At 59.3% G+C, this 15,486-nt stretch carries 16 protein-coding genes; 7 read left to right on the plus strand and 9 right to left on the minus strand.

The annotated features are described in order from the left end of the window. Positions 1–145 precede the first annotated feature (145 nt). The 3 genes from ACZ89E_RS29305 to ACZ89E_RS29315 form a co-directional block, all read right to left on the minus strand. Positions 146–901, minus strand: coding sequence for a DeoR/GlpR family transcriptional regulator (locus tag ACZ89E_RS29305; RefSeq protein WP_007916700.1), 756 nt, complete (start codon positions 899–901; stop codon positions 146–148). A 93-nt stretch (positions 902–994) separates the two neighbouring features. After that, entirely contained in the window at positions 995–2,500 is a 1,506-nt protein-coding gene (glpK, locus tag ACZ89E_RS29310; RefSeq protein WP_149657994.1) for a glycerol kinase GlpK, read from the minus strand. A gap of 74 nt (positions 2,501–2,574) precedes the next feature. Beyond that, entirely contained in the window at positions 2,575–3,426 is an 852-nt protein-coding gene (locus tag ACZ89E_RS29315) for an MIP/aquaporin family protein (protein WP_169373308.1), read from the minus strand. Positions 3,427–3,795: 369 nt separating this feature from the next. Between ACZ89E_RS29315 and ybaK the strand changes: the two genes are divergently transcribed. Together ybaK and ACZ89E_RS29325 are read left to right on the plus strand one after the other, a co-directional pair. Next, entirely contained in the window at positions 3,796–4,266 is a 471-nt protein-coding gene (gene ybaK / locus ACZ89E_RS29320) for a Cys-tRNA(Pro) deacylase (RefSeq protein WP_149657992.1), read from the plus strand. Between the two features lie 15 nt (positions 4,267–4,281). Then, the gene (locus tag ACZ89E_RS29325) at positions 4,282–5,064 is read left to right on the plus strand and encodes a PhzF family phenazine biosynthesis protein (protein WP_476256898.1); all 783 of its coding nucleotides are present in this window, start codon (positions 4,282–4,284) and stop codon (positions 5,062–5,064) included. A 112-nt stretch (positions 5,065–5,176) separates the two neighbouring features. Here the strand turns inward: ACZ89E_RS29325 and ACZ89E_RS29330 are convergent, their stop codons facing one another. Beyond that, positions 5,177–6,286 (minus strand): ABC transporter ATP-binding protein, encoded by a 1,110-nt coding sequence (locus ACZ89E_RS29330; RefSeq protein ID WP_149657990.1) that lies wholly within the window; start codon positions 6,284–6,286, stop codon positions 5,177–5,179. Beyond that, the gene (gene argF / locus ACZ89E_RS29335) at positions 6,283–7,203 is read right to left on the minus strand and encodes an ornithine carbamoyltransferase (RefSeq protein WP_476256899.1); all 921 of its coding nucleotides are present in this window, start codon (positions 7,201–7,203) and stop codon (positions 6,283–6,285) included. Before argF ends, ACZ89E_RS29330 begins: the two co-directional genes overlap by 4 nt. Before the next feature lie 407 nt (positions 7,204–7,610). Between argF and ACZ89E_RS29340 the strand changes: the two genes are divergently transcribed. From ACZ89E_RS29340 to grxD, 3 genes are all read left to right on the plus strand, one after another. Beyond that, a complete protein-coding gene (locus ACZ89E_RS29340) occupies positions 7,611–7,901 on the plus strand; it encodes a hypothetical protein (protein ID WP_149657988.1) in 291 nt (96 codons plus the stop codon). 133 nt (positions 7,902–8,034) lie between these two features. Further along, positions 8,035–10,134 carry a molybdopterin oxidoreductase family protein gene (locus ACZ89E_RS29345; RefSeq protein ID WP_476256900.1) on the plus strand — a complete coding sequence of 700 codons (2,100 nt, stop codon included), beginning with the start codon at positions 8,035–8,037 and terminating at the stop codon, positions 10,132–10,134. A gap of 97 nt (positions 10,135–10,231) precedes the next feature. Then, positions 10,232–10,573, plus strand: a complete 342-nt coding sequence (grxD, locus tag ACZ89E_RS29350) for a Grx4 family monothiol glutaredoxin (protein WP_109501982.1) — start codon at positions 10,232–10,234, stop codon at positions 10,571–10,573. A gap of 173 nt (positions 10,574–10,746) precedes the next feature. Here the strand turns inward: grxD and bfr are convergent, their stop codons facing one another. Together bfr and ACZ89E_RS29360 are read right to left on the minus strand one after the other, a co-directional pair. Further along, entirely contained in the window at positions 10,747–11,220 is a 474-nt protein-coding gene (bfr, locus tag ACZ89E_RS29355; RefSeq protein ID WP_149657986.1) for a bacterioferritin, read from the minus strand. A 198-nt stretch (positions 11,221–11,418) separates the two neighbouring features. Continuing rightward, positions 11,419–11,637, minus strand: a complete 219-nt coding sequence (locus ACZ89E_RS29360) for a bacterioferritin-associated ferredoxin (RefSeq protein WP_008057530.1) — start codon at positions 11,635–11,637, stop codon at positions 11,419–11,421. A 316-nt stretch (positions 11,638–11,953) separates the two neighbouring features. On the opposite strand from ACZ89E_RS29360, the gene ACZ89E_RS29365 reads away from it, so the two are divergent. Further along, a complete protein-coding gene (locus ACZ89E_RS29365) occupies positions 11,954–12,556 on the plus strand; it encodes a peroxiredoxin (protein WP_133840116.1) in 603 nt (200 codons plus the stop codon). Between the two features lie 74 nt (positions 12,557–12,630). Here the strand turns inward: ACZ89E_RS29365 and rnt are convergent, their stop codons facing one another. Beyond that, entirely contained in the window at positions 12,631–13,308 is a 678-nt protein-coding gene (gene rnt / locus ACZ89E_RS29370; RefSeq protein ID WP_133840115.1) for a ribonuclease T, read from the minus strand. Beyond that, entirely contained in the window at positions 13,305–14,351 is a 1,047-nt protein-coding gene (gene pyrC / locus ACZ89E_RS29375; protein ID WP_149657985.1) for a dihydroorotase, read from the minus strand. Before pyrC ends, rnt begins: the two co-directional genes overlap by 4 nt. A gap of 159 nt (positions 14,352–14,510) precedes the next feature. On the opposite strand from pyrC, the gene ACZ89E_RS29380 reads away from it, so the two are divergent. Beyond that, the gene (locus ACZ89E_RS29380; RefSeq protein ID WP_476256901.1) at positions 14,511–15,419 is read left to right on the plus strand and encodes a flagellar protein MotY; all 909 of its coding nucleotides are present in this window, start codon (positions 14,511–14,513) and stop codon (positions 15,417–15,419) included. Positions 15,420–15,486 lie beyond the last annotated feature (67 nt).

Below are 15,486 nucleotides of genomic sequence, written 5' to 3' on the forward strand. Positions count from 1 at the left end.
TCCCACGCGGAGCGTGGGAACGATCTGTACAAGAGGGGGAGTTGCCGCGACTTTTGCAGGAGCAAGGCTTGCACGCGATGGCGCACCCAAGGCCGCCCTCGCGGGCAAGCCATGCTCCTACAGGTTGTTTAATCGCTTTCGGCGGTTAAACAACCTCGAGCCGAATCTTGTGCTGACTCAACAACTGCGCCAACGCCGGCACCGGCTGCTGATCGGTCACCAGGCAATCGATCAGGCTGATCGGCCCCAGGCGAATCATGGCGTTGCGCCCGAATTTGCTGGAGTCCGCCGCCAGGATCACTTGCCGGGCGTTGGCGATGATCGCCTGGGACACCCGCACTTCCTGATAATCGAAGTCCAGCAGGCTGCCGTCTTCATCGATGCCGCTGATGCCCACCAAGGCGAAATCCACCTTGAACTGGTTGATGAAATCGACACTCGCCTGACCGACCACGCCACCGTCGCGCCGCACGTTTCCGCCCGTCAGCAGGACATCGAAATCGTCCTTGGCGCTGAGCATCGAGGCCACGTGCAGGTTGTTGGTGATGATCTTCAGGTGATTGTGATTGAGCAACGCCCGGGCAATCGATTCGGTGGTGGTGCCGATATTGATGAAGAGCGAGGCGTGATCGGGGATCTGGGCCGCAATGGCTTCGCCGATACGCTGCTTTTCATCGCGCATCTGGTCGGCACGCATGGCGTAGGCAGTGTTTTCGACACTGGAATCGTAGGCCGCGCCGCCATGGTAGCGACGCAACAAATTGGCTTCCGCGAGCTGATTGATATCGCGGCGGATGGTTTGCGGTGTAACGACGAACAGCGTAGCCATTTCCTCGATGCTGACATAGCCGCGTTCGCGGACCAGTTCGAGGATTTGCTGCTGACGGGGAGGCAGATTCATGGGGCTTCCTTTGGGCTGCCGCAAAATTTGCCCATGATGCCGCAGGAATCCGCTCCCGACCAGTTACAACCCTATAAGAGTCCCGCGCTTGGCTTATTCAGCGCCTTCATGCGGTTCCCAATCGCGGGTGCGGCTGACCGCTTTGAGCCACCCAGCGTAGAGTTTTTCTTTCGCCGATTCTTCCAGAGCCGGTTCGAATTCGCGTTCGATCACGGCCTTGCCGCGCAACTCATCCAGGCTGCCCCAGAAGCCGCACGCCAGACCAGCCAGGTAAGCGGCGCCCAGTGCGGTGGTCTCGCGCATTTGCGGACGCTCAACCTGCGTGCCGAGGATGTCGGCCTGGAATTGCATCAGGAAGTTGTTCGCTACCGCACCGCCGTCCACACGCAGGGACTTGAGGCGTTCGCCGGAGTCCTGTTGCATGGCGTCGAGTACGTCGCGGGTCTGATAGGCAATCGACTCAAGCGCGGCACGGATGATGTGATCCACGCGCACGCCGCGAGTCAGGCCGAACAGCGCGCCACGGGCATACGGGTCCCAGTATGGAGCGCCCAGGCCAGTGAACGCCGGCACCAGGTACACGCCGTTGCTGTCCTTGACCTTGCCGGCGAAGTATTCGGTGTCGGTGGCATCGGCGATGATCTTCAGTTCATCACGCAGCCACTGCACAGTGGAACCGCCATTGAACACCGCGCCTTCCAGCGCATAAGCCACTTCGCCTTTCGGGCCGCAAGCGATGGTGGTCAGCATGCCGTGTTTGGACTTCACGGCTTTGTCGCCGGTGTTCATCAGCAGGAAGCAGCCAGTGCCGTAGGTGTTTTTCGCTTGGCCTGGCTCGACGCACATCTGGCCGAACAGGGCGGCCTGCTGGTCGCCGGCGATACCGCCGATGGCGATGCCGCTTTTGGTGTGGCCGTAGATTTCCGACGACGATTTAACTTCCGGCAGCATTTCGCGTGGGATGTCGAGGATCTCCAGCATCTTCGCGTCCCACTCCAGCGAGTGGATGTTGAAGAGCATGGTGCGCGAGGCGTTGGTGTAGTCGGTGACGTGGACTTTGCCGCCGGTAAATTTCCAGATCAGCCAGCTGTCGATGGTGCCGAACAGCAGCTCGCCGTTGCGCGCACGTTCACGGCTGCCTTCGACGTTGTCGAGGATCCACTTGAGCTTGGTGCCGGAGAAGTACGGGTCTGTCACAAGGCCGGTGGTGTCGCTGATGTATTGCTCGTGGCCATCGCGTTTGAGCTGCTGGCAGATCTCGGTGCTGCGGCGGCACTGCCAGACGATCGCGTTGTAGATCGGGCGGCCGGTGGTCTTGTCCCAGACCACGGTGGTTTCGCGCTGGTTGGTGATGCCGATGGCGGCGACCTGGTCGTGATGCAGGCCGGCTTGTGCCAGGGCCTCGACCATCACGGCGCTTTGGGTCGCGAAGATTTCCATCGGGTCATGTTCGACCCAGCCGGCTTGCGGGTAATGCTGCACGAATTCGCGCTGGGCGGTGCAGACCACGTTCGCGTCACGGTCGAAAATGATCGCGCGGGAGCTGGTCGTACCCTGATCAAGGGCAATGATGTAGTTCTTATTCTGAATATCGGTCATGTCGATTGCCTTGGACGAAAAAAGAAAGTGAGGTCAGGCGCGGGATCAAAGGGCAGGATCACGCGCCAACGGTATCAAGAAGTTCTTGGTTTGCCGTCAATGGCCGGTGTTGCGTCCTTTGTAGCAGGTTCGGTGCTCGGCAGATGACGGGCAATCAGCCCGCGATAAGCAGCAGCGCCGAGGCAGGCACCGACAATCGGTGCAAAGATCGGAATCAGGAAATACGGGATATCGCGCCCGCCGGTGAAGGAAATTTCACCCCAGCCAGTAAAGAAAGTCATCAGCTTAGGACCGAAATCACGTGCAGGGTTCATTGCGAAACCGGTCAGCGGCCCCATTGAACTGCCAATCACCGCAATCAGCAGGCCGATCAGCAGCGGCGCCAGCGGACCCTTGGGCAGGCCGTTGTTGTCGTCGGTCAGGGACATGATCACGCCCATCAGGATCGCGGTGATGACCACTTCAACCAGGAACGCCTGGGCTGTGGACAGCGCCGGGTGCGGGAAGGTGGAGAACACCGACGCCAGTTCAAGGCTGGCCTGGGTGCCACGAACCATATGGTGAGTTTGTTCGTAATCGAAGAAGAGGTTGCTGTAAAGCGTGTAAACCAACAAGGCGCCGCAGAACGCGCCGGCTACCTGGGCGATGATGTAGAAAGGCAGTTTGCGCTTTTCGAAGTCAGTGAAAATGCTCAGCGCGATACTCACGGCAGGATTGAGGTGAGCCCCGGAAACCCCGGCGGTCAGGTAGATCGCCATGCTGACGCCAACGCCCCAGATAATGCTGATTTCCCAAAGGCCAAAGCTGGCACCCGCGACCTTGAGCGCAGCAACACACCCCGTCCCGAAAAAGATCAACAGCGCAGTGCCCAGGAATTCAGCCATGCATTGGCTCGAGAGTGGCGGTTGTTTCAAAGCAGTTGTCATCGAAAACCTCTTTTTGTTGTTGTCTGGCGCCTGGTCATCATGGACAAAGCGCGATTTTCACCGAGTCAGGATCCCCATCCTGATCTTGGTTTACTGCCGGGTACTGCTTCGCGATCATTCCTGCAGTATTCGCATTCGAAAAAATATAGACAAGAAACGCTGCTGTCAAAGGTCGAAAGTGAACCATCAGTCATATTTAAACTATTCGCTTCGTGAATGATCGTGTTGATGGCCTTTCGACCCAGTCCGAAACCCGCCAGGCAGGGCTGCGCCAAGCCTTTGAAATAGTGCCGCAATAGAGCCTTTTGCTGATCAATGTCCTAGAATCTGGCCCAGTGTTTTTCTTCTGCCGCCCAGCCTGGAGCTGCCATGACGCCCGCATTGGATTTGTTGAAAAAAGTTCGCGCCGAACATCGTGTGCACAGTTACGAACATGATCCGAAGGCGGCGTCCTATGGTCTGGAGGCGGCGGAAAAACTGGGGTTGGACCCGGCGCAAGTGTTCAAGACCTTGCTGGCGGCCAGTGAGAAAGGCGAATTGCTAGTGGCGGTGGTGCCGGTCGTCGGAAGTCTGGATTTAAAGCACCTGGCGCAGGCGGCCGGGGTGAAAAAAGTCGAAATGGCTGATCCGGCAGCGGCACAGCGAGCGACCGGTTACCTGTTGGGCGGCATCAGCCCGCTGGGGCAGAAGAAGCGTCTGCGCACCTTTATCGATCAATCGGCGCAGCCCTTTGCCAGCATTTTTGTCAGTGCCGGGCGGCGTGGTCTGGAAGTGGAGTTGGCGCCTGCGGTACTGGCCGAACATACTCAGGCGAAGTTCGCCGATATCGGTCGCGCCTGAATCAGGGAGAAGGTTATGCAGCTTGAGTTTCATCAGGTCGATGCGTTCAGTGATCGGCCGTTCAGTGGCAACCCGGCGATGGTGTATCGGCTCGATGCCTGGCTCGCCGATGAGTTGATGCAGAAGATCGCCGCCGAACACAACCTGGCCGAAACCGCCTTTGTGGTGCGCGAAGGCTTGGCGTGGCATATCCGCTGGTTCACCCCGACCACTGAAGTGCCGCTGTGCGGACATGCGACCCTGGCCAGCGCGTTCGTGCTGTTTGAAGTCTATAAAGAACCGGCCGAACGCCTGGATTTCATCTGCAAATCCGGCCTGTTGAGCGTCAGCCGTGAGGGCGGGCGACTGTGGCTGGATTTTCCGGCAATCGTTCCGTCGGAAGTCGGCGTAACCCTGGATGTCGAGCGCGCCCTGGGTGTGGAAGCCGTGGATGTGTTGGGCTCGAATGAGTTGTTGGTGGTGCTGGAATCCGAGCAGGCGGTGCTCGATTGCAAGCCCGACATGGCGGCGCTGGCGAAACTGCCGTGGCCGGGAGCCATCGTCACGGCCAAGGGCGGCAAACATGATTTTGTTTCGCGGTACTTCGCGCCGGCGATCGGCATCAATGAAGACCCGGTGACCGGCTCAACCCATTGCAGCCTGATTCCGTACTGGTCGAAGCGCTTGGGCAAGTCGAGTCTGACGGCCTATCAGTGCTCGGCCCGGGGCGGGGAGTTGTTCTGCCGGCTGGAGGGGGAGCGGGTGAAGATTGGCGGGAATGCGATGCTTGTGGCGAGCGGAACGCTGATGCTGGGTTGACCCTTGTAGGAGCGAGGCTTGCCCGCGAAGGCGTCGGGCCGGCCAATGATGGTGTCGATTGATACGACGCCTTCGCGGGCAAGCCTCGCTCCTACAGGAACAGGTCTCGGTGTTAGCTGGCGGTGCTGTAGCGGCGGACACCGGATTCGATCGCAGGAATCTGCGCCGCGGTGCTGCCGGATGCCTGGAACAGCACCAGATGTTCGGCCGCCACGCGGATCCCGACTTCTGCGCCCACCTGATGATCCGCATGGCTCGGGAAGATCGATTCCAGCTGAGCACCCGTCGGCATCTGCAAGCGATACAAGGTCGAAGCGCCGAGGAACGTCTTGCCCACGATGCGAGCCTTCAACCCGCTGTCCGGCGCATAAACGATATCGTCCGGGCGCAATAACACATCGACGGCGCCGCCCACCGGCCAGGTGTAGGCCCGATTGCCGCGCAACTCACCGAGCTCGGTCTGCACCGACTCCGGGCTGCTCAACTGACCGCGAATGAAGTAACCCTGGCCAATGAAACTGGCCACGAACGGTGTCAGGGGTTCGTGATACAGGTTGTAGGGCGTATCCCACTGTTCCAGCCGACCTTCCTTGAACACCCCGACATGATCGCTCACGGCGAAGGCTTCCTCCTGGTCGTGGGTCACCAGAATCGCACTGGTGCCACGGGCCTTGAGAATGTCGCGCACTTCATGGCTGAGCTTGCGTCGCAGTTCGCCATCGAGGTTGGAGAACGGTTCGTCGAGCAGCAACAGTTGCGGTTCCGGCGCCAGGGCGCGGGCCAGTGCGACCCGTTGCTGCTGGCCGCCGGACAACTCATGGGGAAAGCGCTTGCCGAGGTTTTTCAGGTTGACCAGTTCCAGCAGCTCTTCGGTAATCCGATCCTTTTGTGGATGCTTGCGGATCCCGAAGGCGATGTTCTCGGCCACGCTCAGATGCGGAAACAGAGCGTAATCCTGAAACACCATGCCGATCCGGCGCTTCTCCGGCGCGAGGGTGAATCCGGCGCTGGAAATGGTTTCGCCGCCGAGCTGGATTTCACCTTCGTGCACCGGTTCGAACCCGGCGATGGCCCGCAGGGTGGTGGTCTTGCCGCAGCCCGAAGAGCCCAGCAGGCAACCGATGTCGCCGGCATTCAAATGCAGGTTGAGGTTTTGCACGACCCGCTGGTCCTGATAACCGCAGGCGAGGTTGCGCAGATTGAGCAGTAATGGCTGGCTCATGCGTTGTGGTACGCCGGGGTGACCAGAAACTCCAGCAGGGCTTTCTGCGCGTGCAGACGGTTTTCCGCCTGGTCCCACGCCACGGAGCGCGGGTCGTCCAGCAGGTCGAGACTGATTTCTTCGCCACGGTGGGCCGGCAGGCAGTGCATGAACAGCACGTCCGGCGCAGCCTGGTCGAGCAGGGCGCGATTAACCTGAAACGGCGCGAACAGCTTCAGGCGCTTGGCGGTTTCTTCTTCCTGGCCCATGGAGGTCCAGACGTCGGTGCTGACCAGGTGCGCGCCACGCACGGCATCCTGAGGATCGCGGACGATGGTCACACGATCGCCGGCCTTGGCCACGAACTCAGGGTTTGGCTCGTAACCTTCCGGGCAGGCAATGCGCAACTGGAAGTCGAACTGGATCGCCGCTTCTATATAGCTGTTGCACATGTTGTTGCCGTCGCCGATCCAGGCCACGGTCTTGCCCTGGATCGAACCACGGTGTTCCAGGAAGGTTTGCATGTCGGCCAGTAACTGGCACGGGTGCAGATCATCGGACAGGCCGTTGATCACCGGTACGCGGGAGTTGGCGGCAAATTCGGTGAGGGTGCTGTGGGCAAAGGTACGGATCATCACCGCATCGAGCATGCTCGACATGACAATGGCGCAGTCGCCGATCGGCTCGCCACGACCCAGTTGGGTATCGCGGGGCGAGAGGAAGATCGCCTGGCCGCCGAGCTGGATCATGCCGGCTTCGAACGAGATGCGGGTGCGGGTCGAGGACTTTTCGAAAATCATCCCCAGGACGCGGTTTTTCAGAGGCTCGAACAGTACGCCGCGGTTACGCAGGTCCTTGAGCTCAACGCCTCGACGGATCACGCTGACCAGCTCTTCGGGCGTGCAATCCATCAGGGAGAGAAAGTGCCTTGCGCTCATCATTGACTACCTTTTTGCAACAGACCGCAGATACTCAAAGCCTTGTTTAACTGAAAAACGGGCGAGACCTGCGGCGTAAGCCGCACGGGGCGACGAAATAGGGGAAGGCGCGATCTTATAATTAAATGTCGCGTCTTACCAATAGGGCTACGGTTTTTAGGGAAATTCAGAGGGGCTACGGGATGACCGCAGTAGCGCTTTAGAAGCCTGTTTCCGGATAGCAGCCCGTCATTTGTACACCGGGCCCGCCGGGCATTGCAATCAAGCGGGGCGGGGACGGCACAACGATAGTCGGTTTCTGACCTGTGATTCTCGTCGCGTGGTGGCAATGTGTCTCGTCTGAAACATTTGCTAAAGCAAAGTGCTGGGTTATAACTAAGTCTCGAGCGACGCAGGAAGCCTCCGGAATGGAATCGAAAGAACAGCAACTAATGGAATTACTCGGCCTCACGGCCCGCTCCCTGACCCATCTCACTGCGTCCATGACCTCAATGTCCTTCGAGTTGATGCGCAGTGAAGACGAAGTGACCAAGGCCGCCGGTCGTCGCATGATCGATCGCATGGCCACCATCAGCAGCGGGCTCGACGAACACTGGCGCCTGATTGGCGAACTTACCGGCGTGCATGTCGCCCACGAGCAGATCGAAACCATCCAGGAAATCCAGTTGCAGACGCCGCCCCGGTTGCCGCCGAACTGATCTGCGACGGCCATCGGCTGGCCTGATGGCCGCCGATTCACAAGACGAACGTTGCTGGCGCAGCTAGGGTTCGCGCGCCATAGTTTTGTTCCCGTGGCTGAAAACGCCGCCCAGAACAAGACAGAGACTGGCCATGACCAAGACTCTCCATCACCGTGCCTGCCACCTGTGCGAAGCCATTTGCGGCCTGACCATCGAAACCACAGAGGCCGAAGGCCGGGTGCAGATCACTTCGATCAAGGGTGACCCCCAGGATACGTTCAGTCGTGGGCACATCTGCCCCAAGGCTGTGGCCCTGCAAGACATCCAGAACGATCCGGACCGCCTGCACCAGCCGATGCAGCGCGTGGGCAGCGAATGGCAGCCCATCGGGTGGGAAGACGCCTTCAACCTTGTAGCCGAACGCCTGGCAGGCATTCAGGAGCGTCATGGGCAGAATGCGGTGGCGGTCTACCAGGGCAATCCCAGCGTGCACAACTATGGGTTGATGACCCACAGCAATTACTTTCTAGGCCTGCTGAAAACCCGTAACCGCTTTTCCGCGACCTCGGTCGATCAGTTGCCCCATCACCTGACCAGCCATTTGATGTATGGCCACGGTTTGCTGTTGCCGATCCCGGACATTGATCACACCGATTTCATGCTGATTCTGGGCGGTAATCCCCTGGCGTCCAACGGCAGCATCATGACGGTGCCCGATGTGGAAAAACGGCTGAAGGCGATTCAGGCCCGGGGCGGCAAAGTGGTGGTGGTCGATCCGCGCCGCAGCGAAACGGCGGCGATGGCCGATCAGCATCTGTTCGTGCGCCCCGGTGGCGATGCGGCGTTGCTATTCGGGCTGCTCAATACCTTGTTCGCCGAAGGCCTGACCCGCGACAGTCATCTGCCGGTGGATGGCCTGGATGAGGTGCGTGAGGCGGTCGCGGGATTCACTGCCGAGGTCATGAGTCCGCTGTGCGCCGTGCCAGCCGAGCAGATTCGCCAACTGGCCCGGGACTTTGCCGCCGCGCCGTCAGCGGTGTGCTACGGGCGCATGGGCGTCTCGACCCAGGCGTTCGGCACGTTGTGCCATTGGGTGGTGCAGTTGATCAACCTGGTCACTGGCAACCTCGACCGTGTGGGCGGTGCGTTGTGCACCGAGCCGGCGGTAGATCTGGTGGCGTCCACCTCGGGCGGGCATTTCAACTTGTGGCAGAGTCGGGTGTCGGGGCGCCCGGAGTACAGCGGCGAGTTGCCGGTGTCGGCCCTGGCCGAAGAAATGCTCACCGGCGGGGAAGGGCAGGTCCGGGCGCTGATCACCGTGGCGGGCAACCCGGTGTTGTCCACGCCCAACGGCCGCCAACTGGAGCAGGCGCTGGACGGGCTGGAGTTCATGGTCAGCATCGACCTCTACATCAATGAAACCACGCGCTACGCCGACCTGATCCTGCCGTCCACCTCGGCTCTGGAAAACGATCACTACGACACCACGTTCAACATGTTTGCCGTGCGTAACGTCACGCGCTTCAACCGGGCGATCCTGGCCAAGCCTGAAGGCGCGCTGCATGACTGGGAGATTTTCGTGGGGCTGGCCAAGGCGTTTGCGGCCAAGACCGGCGAGGAACTCAAGCCGACCATCGCCCCGGCGCAGATGATCGACCGTGGCTTGCGCATGGGGCTGTACGGCGATGCTTCGGAGCACAAGTTGTCCCTGGCGACGTTGTTCGATCATCCCCATGGCGTTGATTTGGGCGCGCTTAAACCGAATCTGACACCACGGCTCAAGACCCCGAACCAGCGTCTCCAGGCCGCGCCGCCCGCGATCCTTGCCGACCTAAAGCGCTTCGCCGCCTTACAAGCCCCGGCCGCCGATGAACTGTTGATGATTGGCCGCCGGCATGTGCGCAGCAACAACTCGTGGATGCACAACTATCACCGTCTGGTGAAAGGCAAGCCGCGCCATCAACTGCTGATGCACCCGGAGGACCTGGCCAGCCGCGGTCTCAGCGACGGGCAGCGGGTGCGGGTCAGTTCGCGGGTCGGGATGATCGAAGTTGAAGTCGTGGGCAGCCTGGATATGATGAAAGGCGTGGTCAGCCTTCCGCACGGTTGGGGCCATGCGCGGCCGGGTGTGCAGATGACGATCGCCAGCAGTCAGCCGGGGGCCAGCGCCAATGACCTGACGGATGAATGTCAACTTGATGAGTTGTCGGGCAATGCGGCGTTGAACGGCGTGCCGGTGACCGTGGCTTGAGTATGTCTGTCGGGGAGACCGAGCATGGCGCTCGGGTTTCCGTTACAATGCGCCACCGTGCCGACCCTTGAGTCGGAAAGTTCAGCCGAGGTGCTCCATGGATATCATCGAAACGATTAAAGAGCAGATTGCTAACAACACCATTCTGCTTTACATGAAAGGCTCGCCGAATGCCCCGCAGTGTGGCTTCTCCGCGAAGGCTGCGCAGGCCGTGATGGCGTGTGGTGAGAAGTTTGCTTACGTGGACATCCTGCAGAACCCGGAAATCCGCGCCAACCTGCCAAAGTACGCCAACTGGCCAACCTTCCCGCAACTGTGGGTTGGCGGTGAGCTGGTCGGCGGTAGCGACATCATGACTGAAATGGCTGCTGACGGTTCGTTGCAGGCCACGATCAAAGCCGCTGCGGAAAAAGCCGCTGCTGCCAAGACCGAAGCCTGATCCGCTTCCTGTAGGAGCCTTGCTCGCGAAGGCGGCTTAACATTCAACAGATTTGTTGACTGGTCCGCCGCCTTCGCGGGCATGTCTTGCTCCTACAAGAGCAGGCAATAAAAAGCCCCGCATCTCACAAGAGAGCGGGGCTTTTTAGTGTCTCGAATTCAGCGAAAGCTAACTTACTCTTCGCCCATCTGCGATTGCAGATAGTTCTCAAGACCGACTTTATCGATCAGGCCCAGTTGGGTTTCCAGCCAGTCGATATGTTCTTCTTCGGACTCAAGAATGTCTTCGAGCAGTTCACGGCTACCGAAGTCGCCGACGGTTTCACAATGTGCAATCGCGACCTTGAGATCGGCATGACCGGTGCGTTCGATACGCAGGTCGCACTCAAGCATTTCCTTGGTGTGCTCGCCGATGTGCAGCTTGCCCAGGTCCTGGACGTTCGGCAGGCCTTCAAGGAACAGGATGCGCTTGATCAGCTTGTCCGCGTGCTTCATCTCGTCGATGGATTCTTTGTATTCATGCTTGCCGAGCTTATTCAGACCCCAATCTTCATACATGCGCGCATGCAGAAAATATTGATTGATCGCGACCAGCTCATTGGCAAGGATCTTGTTGAGATGCTGGATGACTGTAATGTCGCCTTTCATGATGGGGGCCTGCCCTTTATTAACTGTCTATGAGGCAGAGTTTGAGCCGCGCAATTAAGAGTGTCAAACCTAAGTTATTGAAACTTATATGAAAATTAATCGGAATAAGAATGTTTGTGTTCCGCGTCTGGAACCTAAGCGGTTGATTTACGGGCATAAAAAAACCGGACATCAGTCCGGTTCTTTGAAATACGGTAATTAGGCGGCAGTAAATTCAACAGGAAATGGAATCGCGGCTTGGGCAGTTTGCAGCTTGGTCAGGGTTTCGCGCACCACTTCCTTGGCAAGGCAGGCACATTTACCGCATTGACTCGCTACGCCGGTGGCCTGACGGACTTCCTTATAGCTGCAGCAACCTTCATAGATTGCATCGCGGATTTGACCGTCGGTAACGCCAGTGCAGAGGCAGACATACATAAGTGAGAACCGTCGCTGGTTGTGACTCAATTGCGATGGATCTTAATGTTAACGAGAATGATTGTCAAAGTGGTTTCTGAAAGCTTTCCGTTATAAGTGTCCATGGCTGACGAACGGTTCCCGACATGGCATTGCGACAGTAACCGCAGCGAGTCCAAATTTATCAGCCCGCTGAAAAACCGTTGAGGACAGCTCAAAAACGCCGTGTATGATGGTCGGTCCTTGCGAAGGCGGTTCGTGTCACAGGGATGTCGCTTGCGGGTGGCAGGCTGACGCGAACCCATTCCTTCACGTTATTTAGACCAGGAGATATCCAATGAGCGTACTCGTAGGCAAACAAGCCCCAGACTTTACCGTACCGGCTGTCCTCGGCAACGGCGAGATCGTAGACAGCTTCACCCTGTCCTCGGCCATCAAAGGCAAATACGGCCTGGTGTTCTTCTACCCACTGGACTTCACCTTCGTTTGCCCGTCCGAGCTGATCGCTCTGGACAACCGCATGGCTGACTTCAAGGCCCGCAACGTTGAAGTGGTTGCCGTGTCGATCGACTCGCATTTCACTCACAACGCATGGCGCAACACCCCAGTGAACAATGGCGGTATCGGCCAGGTTCGCTACACCATGGCTGCCGACATCAAGCAGGACATCATGAAGGCCTACGACGTTCAGTCCGCTGACGGCGTTGCATTCCGTGGTGCGTTCCTGATCGACGACAAAGGCGTTGTCCGCTCGCAGATCATCAACGACCTGCCGCTGGGCCGTAACATGGAAGAGCTGATCCGTCTGGTTGACGCGCTGCAATTCCACGAAGAGCACGGCGAAGTCTGCCCTGCCAACTGGAAAAAAGGCGACAAAGGCATGACCGCTTCCACCGAAGGTGTTGCGGCTTACCTGACCGAGCACGCTGCGGCCCTGTAAGCCCAAGCGTCAGGCACAAAAAAACCGGCCGTGAGGCCGGTTTTTTTATGGGCGGGATAAACCCAGCGACCGGATCAGTCGTTGAAGTCTTCCCAGCCGCCCATTTGTTTCCAGCGATTGACGATGCCGCAGAACAGCTCAGCCGTCTTCTCGGTGTCGTAGCGAGCCGAGTGGGCCTCGCGACCGTCGAAGTCGATGTCGGCTGCCTGGCAGGCCTTGGCCAAGACAGTCTGGCCGTAAGCCAGGCCAGCGAGGGTGGCGGTGTCGAAGCTGGAGAACGGATGAAACGGGTTACGTTTCATGTCCAGGCGCGCGACAGCGGCGTTGAGGAAGCCCAGGTCGAAGCTGCTGTTGTGCCCGACCAGGATCGCCCGTTTGCAGCCGTTGGCTTTGAGGGCCTTGCGGATGCCGCGGAAGATATCGGTCAGCGCCGCTTCTTCACTCACGGCCATGCGCAGCGGGTGATCGAGCTTGATCCCGGTGAACTCCAGGGCAGCTGCTTCGATGTTGGCGCCTTCAAACGGCTCGACGCGGAAGAAGTAGGTGTGATCGGGATACACGAAGCCTTTTTCGTCCATGGCGATGGTGGTCGCCGCGATCTCCAGCAGGGCGTCGGTGGCCGAGTTGAAACCACCGGTTTCTACGTCGACGACAACCGGCAGGTAACCACGGAATCGGGCTGCCATTGGATGACGAGCACCGCCTCCACCGCCTTGACCGTCCTGTTCGTCGTCGAAATGGTCTTCACTCACGCGTGTTCCTCCAGCAGGCGCCAGCGCAGTTTTTCACCGGCGCGCAGCGGGATTACGGTCAGCTCGCCAAATGGCAGGCTGGTTGGGGCGGTCCACTCTTCGCGGACCAGGGTAATGCGATCGGTGTTCACCGGCAGGCCATAGAAGCGCGGGCCGTTGAGGCTGGCGAACGCTTCGAGTTTGTCCAGCGCATTGCGCTGTTCGAAGGCTTCAGCGTACATCTCGATCGCCGCATAAGCGGTGTAGCAACCGGCACAGCCGCAAGCGGCTTCCTTGGCGTGCTGGGCATGGGGCGCTGAGTCGGTGCCGAGAAAGAACTTCTCACTGCCGCTGGTGGCGGCGTCGAGCAGGGCTTCCTGGTGGGTGTTGCGCTTGAGGATCGGCAGGCAGTAGAAGTGCGGCCGAATCCCGCCCACCAACATGTGGTTGCGGTTGTACAGAAGATGGTGAGCGGTAATGGTCGCGCCGACGTTGGCCGCAGCCGCGTTGACGAACTGCACGGCGTCGGCAGTGGTGATGTGTTCGAACACCACTTTGAGCGTTGGGAAACGCTCGACTACACGCCGCATGTGCTCATCGATGAAGATTTTTTCGCGGTCGAACACGTCGACATCGCCACGGGTGACTTCACCGTGGATCAACAACGGCATCCCGACTTCGGCCATGGCCTCGATCGCCGGGAAAATCTTGTCGATGCTGGTGACGCCAGAATCCGAGTTAGTGGTGGCACCGGCCGGGTACAGCTTGGCGGCGTGAACGAAACCGCTGGCCTTGGCCTCACGAATTTCTTCGGGCTGGGTGCGGTCGGTCAGGTACAGCACCATCAACGGTTCGAAACGACTGCCGGCCGGGCGTGCAGCGAGAATCCGCTGGCGATAGCCGTCGGCTTCAGCGGCGTTACGCACCGGAGGTACCAGGTTGGGCATGATGATGGCGCGACCAAAGGTGCGCGCGACATCCGCAACGGTATTGGACAAAACAGCACCATCGCGAAGATGAATATGCCAGTCGTCGGGACGCAGCAGGGTCAGGCGGTCGGACATGAGGGGATTCCAGGCGGGTCAAACTGAGGGGAATGCTACCGGAAAAGACTCTCTCAGGCACTCGCTATCAAGTTTTGCAGGAACGTACCGATATGAACTAGGTATGCCGTAAACATGTGTGTGTCGGTCTTTTTGTTGTAGAAGCCAGTGGAGCCTCCCGTGCGCCAGCGTTATTTAGCCTTGCTCAGTGTGTTTGCCAGCCTTCCCGCGATGGCGCTCACTTTCCAGACCCGTCTGGAGAGCATCGAGTGGACGGTCGAAGGTGACAAATTCGAATGCCGCCTGACCCAGCCGGTGACCGATTTCGGTTCCGGTGAATTTGTGCGTCGTGCCGGCGAGCAAGCGATCTTTCGCCTCAAGGCCTACAACTCGGTGATCGGCGGCGGTTCCGCGACCTTGCTCGCGGCCGCTGCGCCTTGGCAACCGGGGCGTGGCGACATCAACCTGGGGTCGGTCTACATTGGCAGCGGCAATGTGCTGTTCAACAGTTCTCAGGTGCAGGCCGGGCGTTTGATCAATGGCTTGATGGACGGCCGCAGCCCGGTCATTCGCCGCGCTTCCGGCGATGGTCGAGTGTCTGAAGTGCGTTTGCTGCCGGTCAAGTTCAACAAGGCGTTCAGTGACTATCAGGGTTGTGTAGCCAAGCTGTTGCCGCAGAATTTCGAACAGGTGAAACAGTCCGAGATCGGTTTTCCCGGCGAAGGCTTTGACCTTGATCCGCAAGCCAAGGCCAAGTTGCAGGTGATGCTGGAGTTCATGAAAGCCGATCCGACGGTCAATCACATCGAGCTCGATGGGCACTCCGACAACAGCGGCAATCGCCTGACCAATCGCGAACTGTCACGCCGCCGGGCGCTGGCGGTGATGGACTTCTTCAAGGCCAATGGCTTTCAGGAATCGCAGATCACCATGCGTTTCCACGGTGAGCGCTACCCATTGGTGCCGAACACCAATGCCGCCAACCGGGCAAAGAATCGCCGGGTCGCGGTTCGCCTGGAGCGCGTCGCGCCGACCGACAAGCCAGCCCCGCAATCAGCCTCTGCCGCGAGTGCCGCGCACACATCCTGACTCGCGGGTCATCGTCGCGCCCTCGTAAGAATCTGTCGCTTCGTCGTCATAAGCTGTCGCGGTACTG

This window comes from Pseudomonas sp. TE3899 (assembly GCF_056279105.1).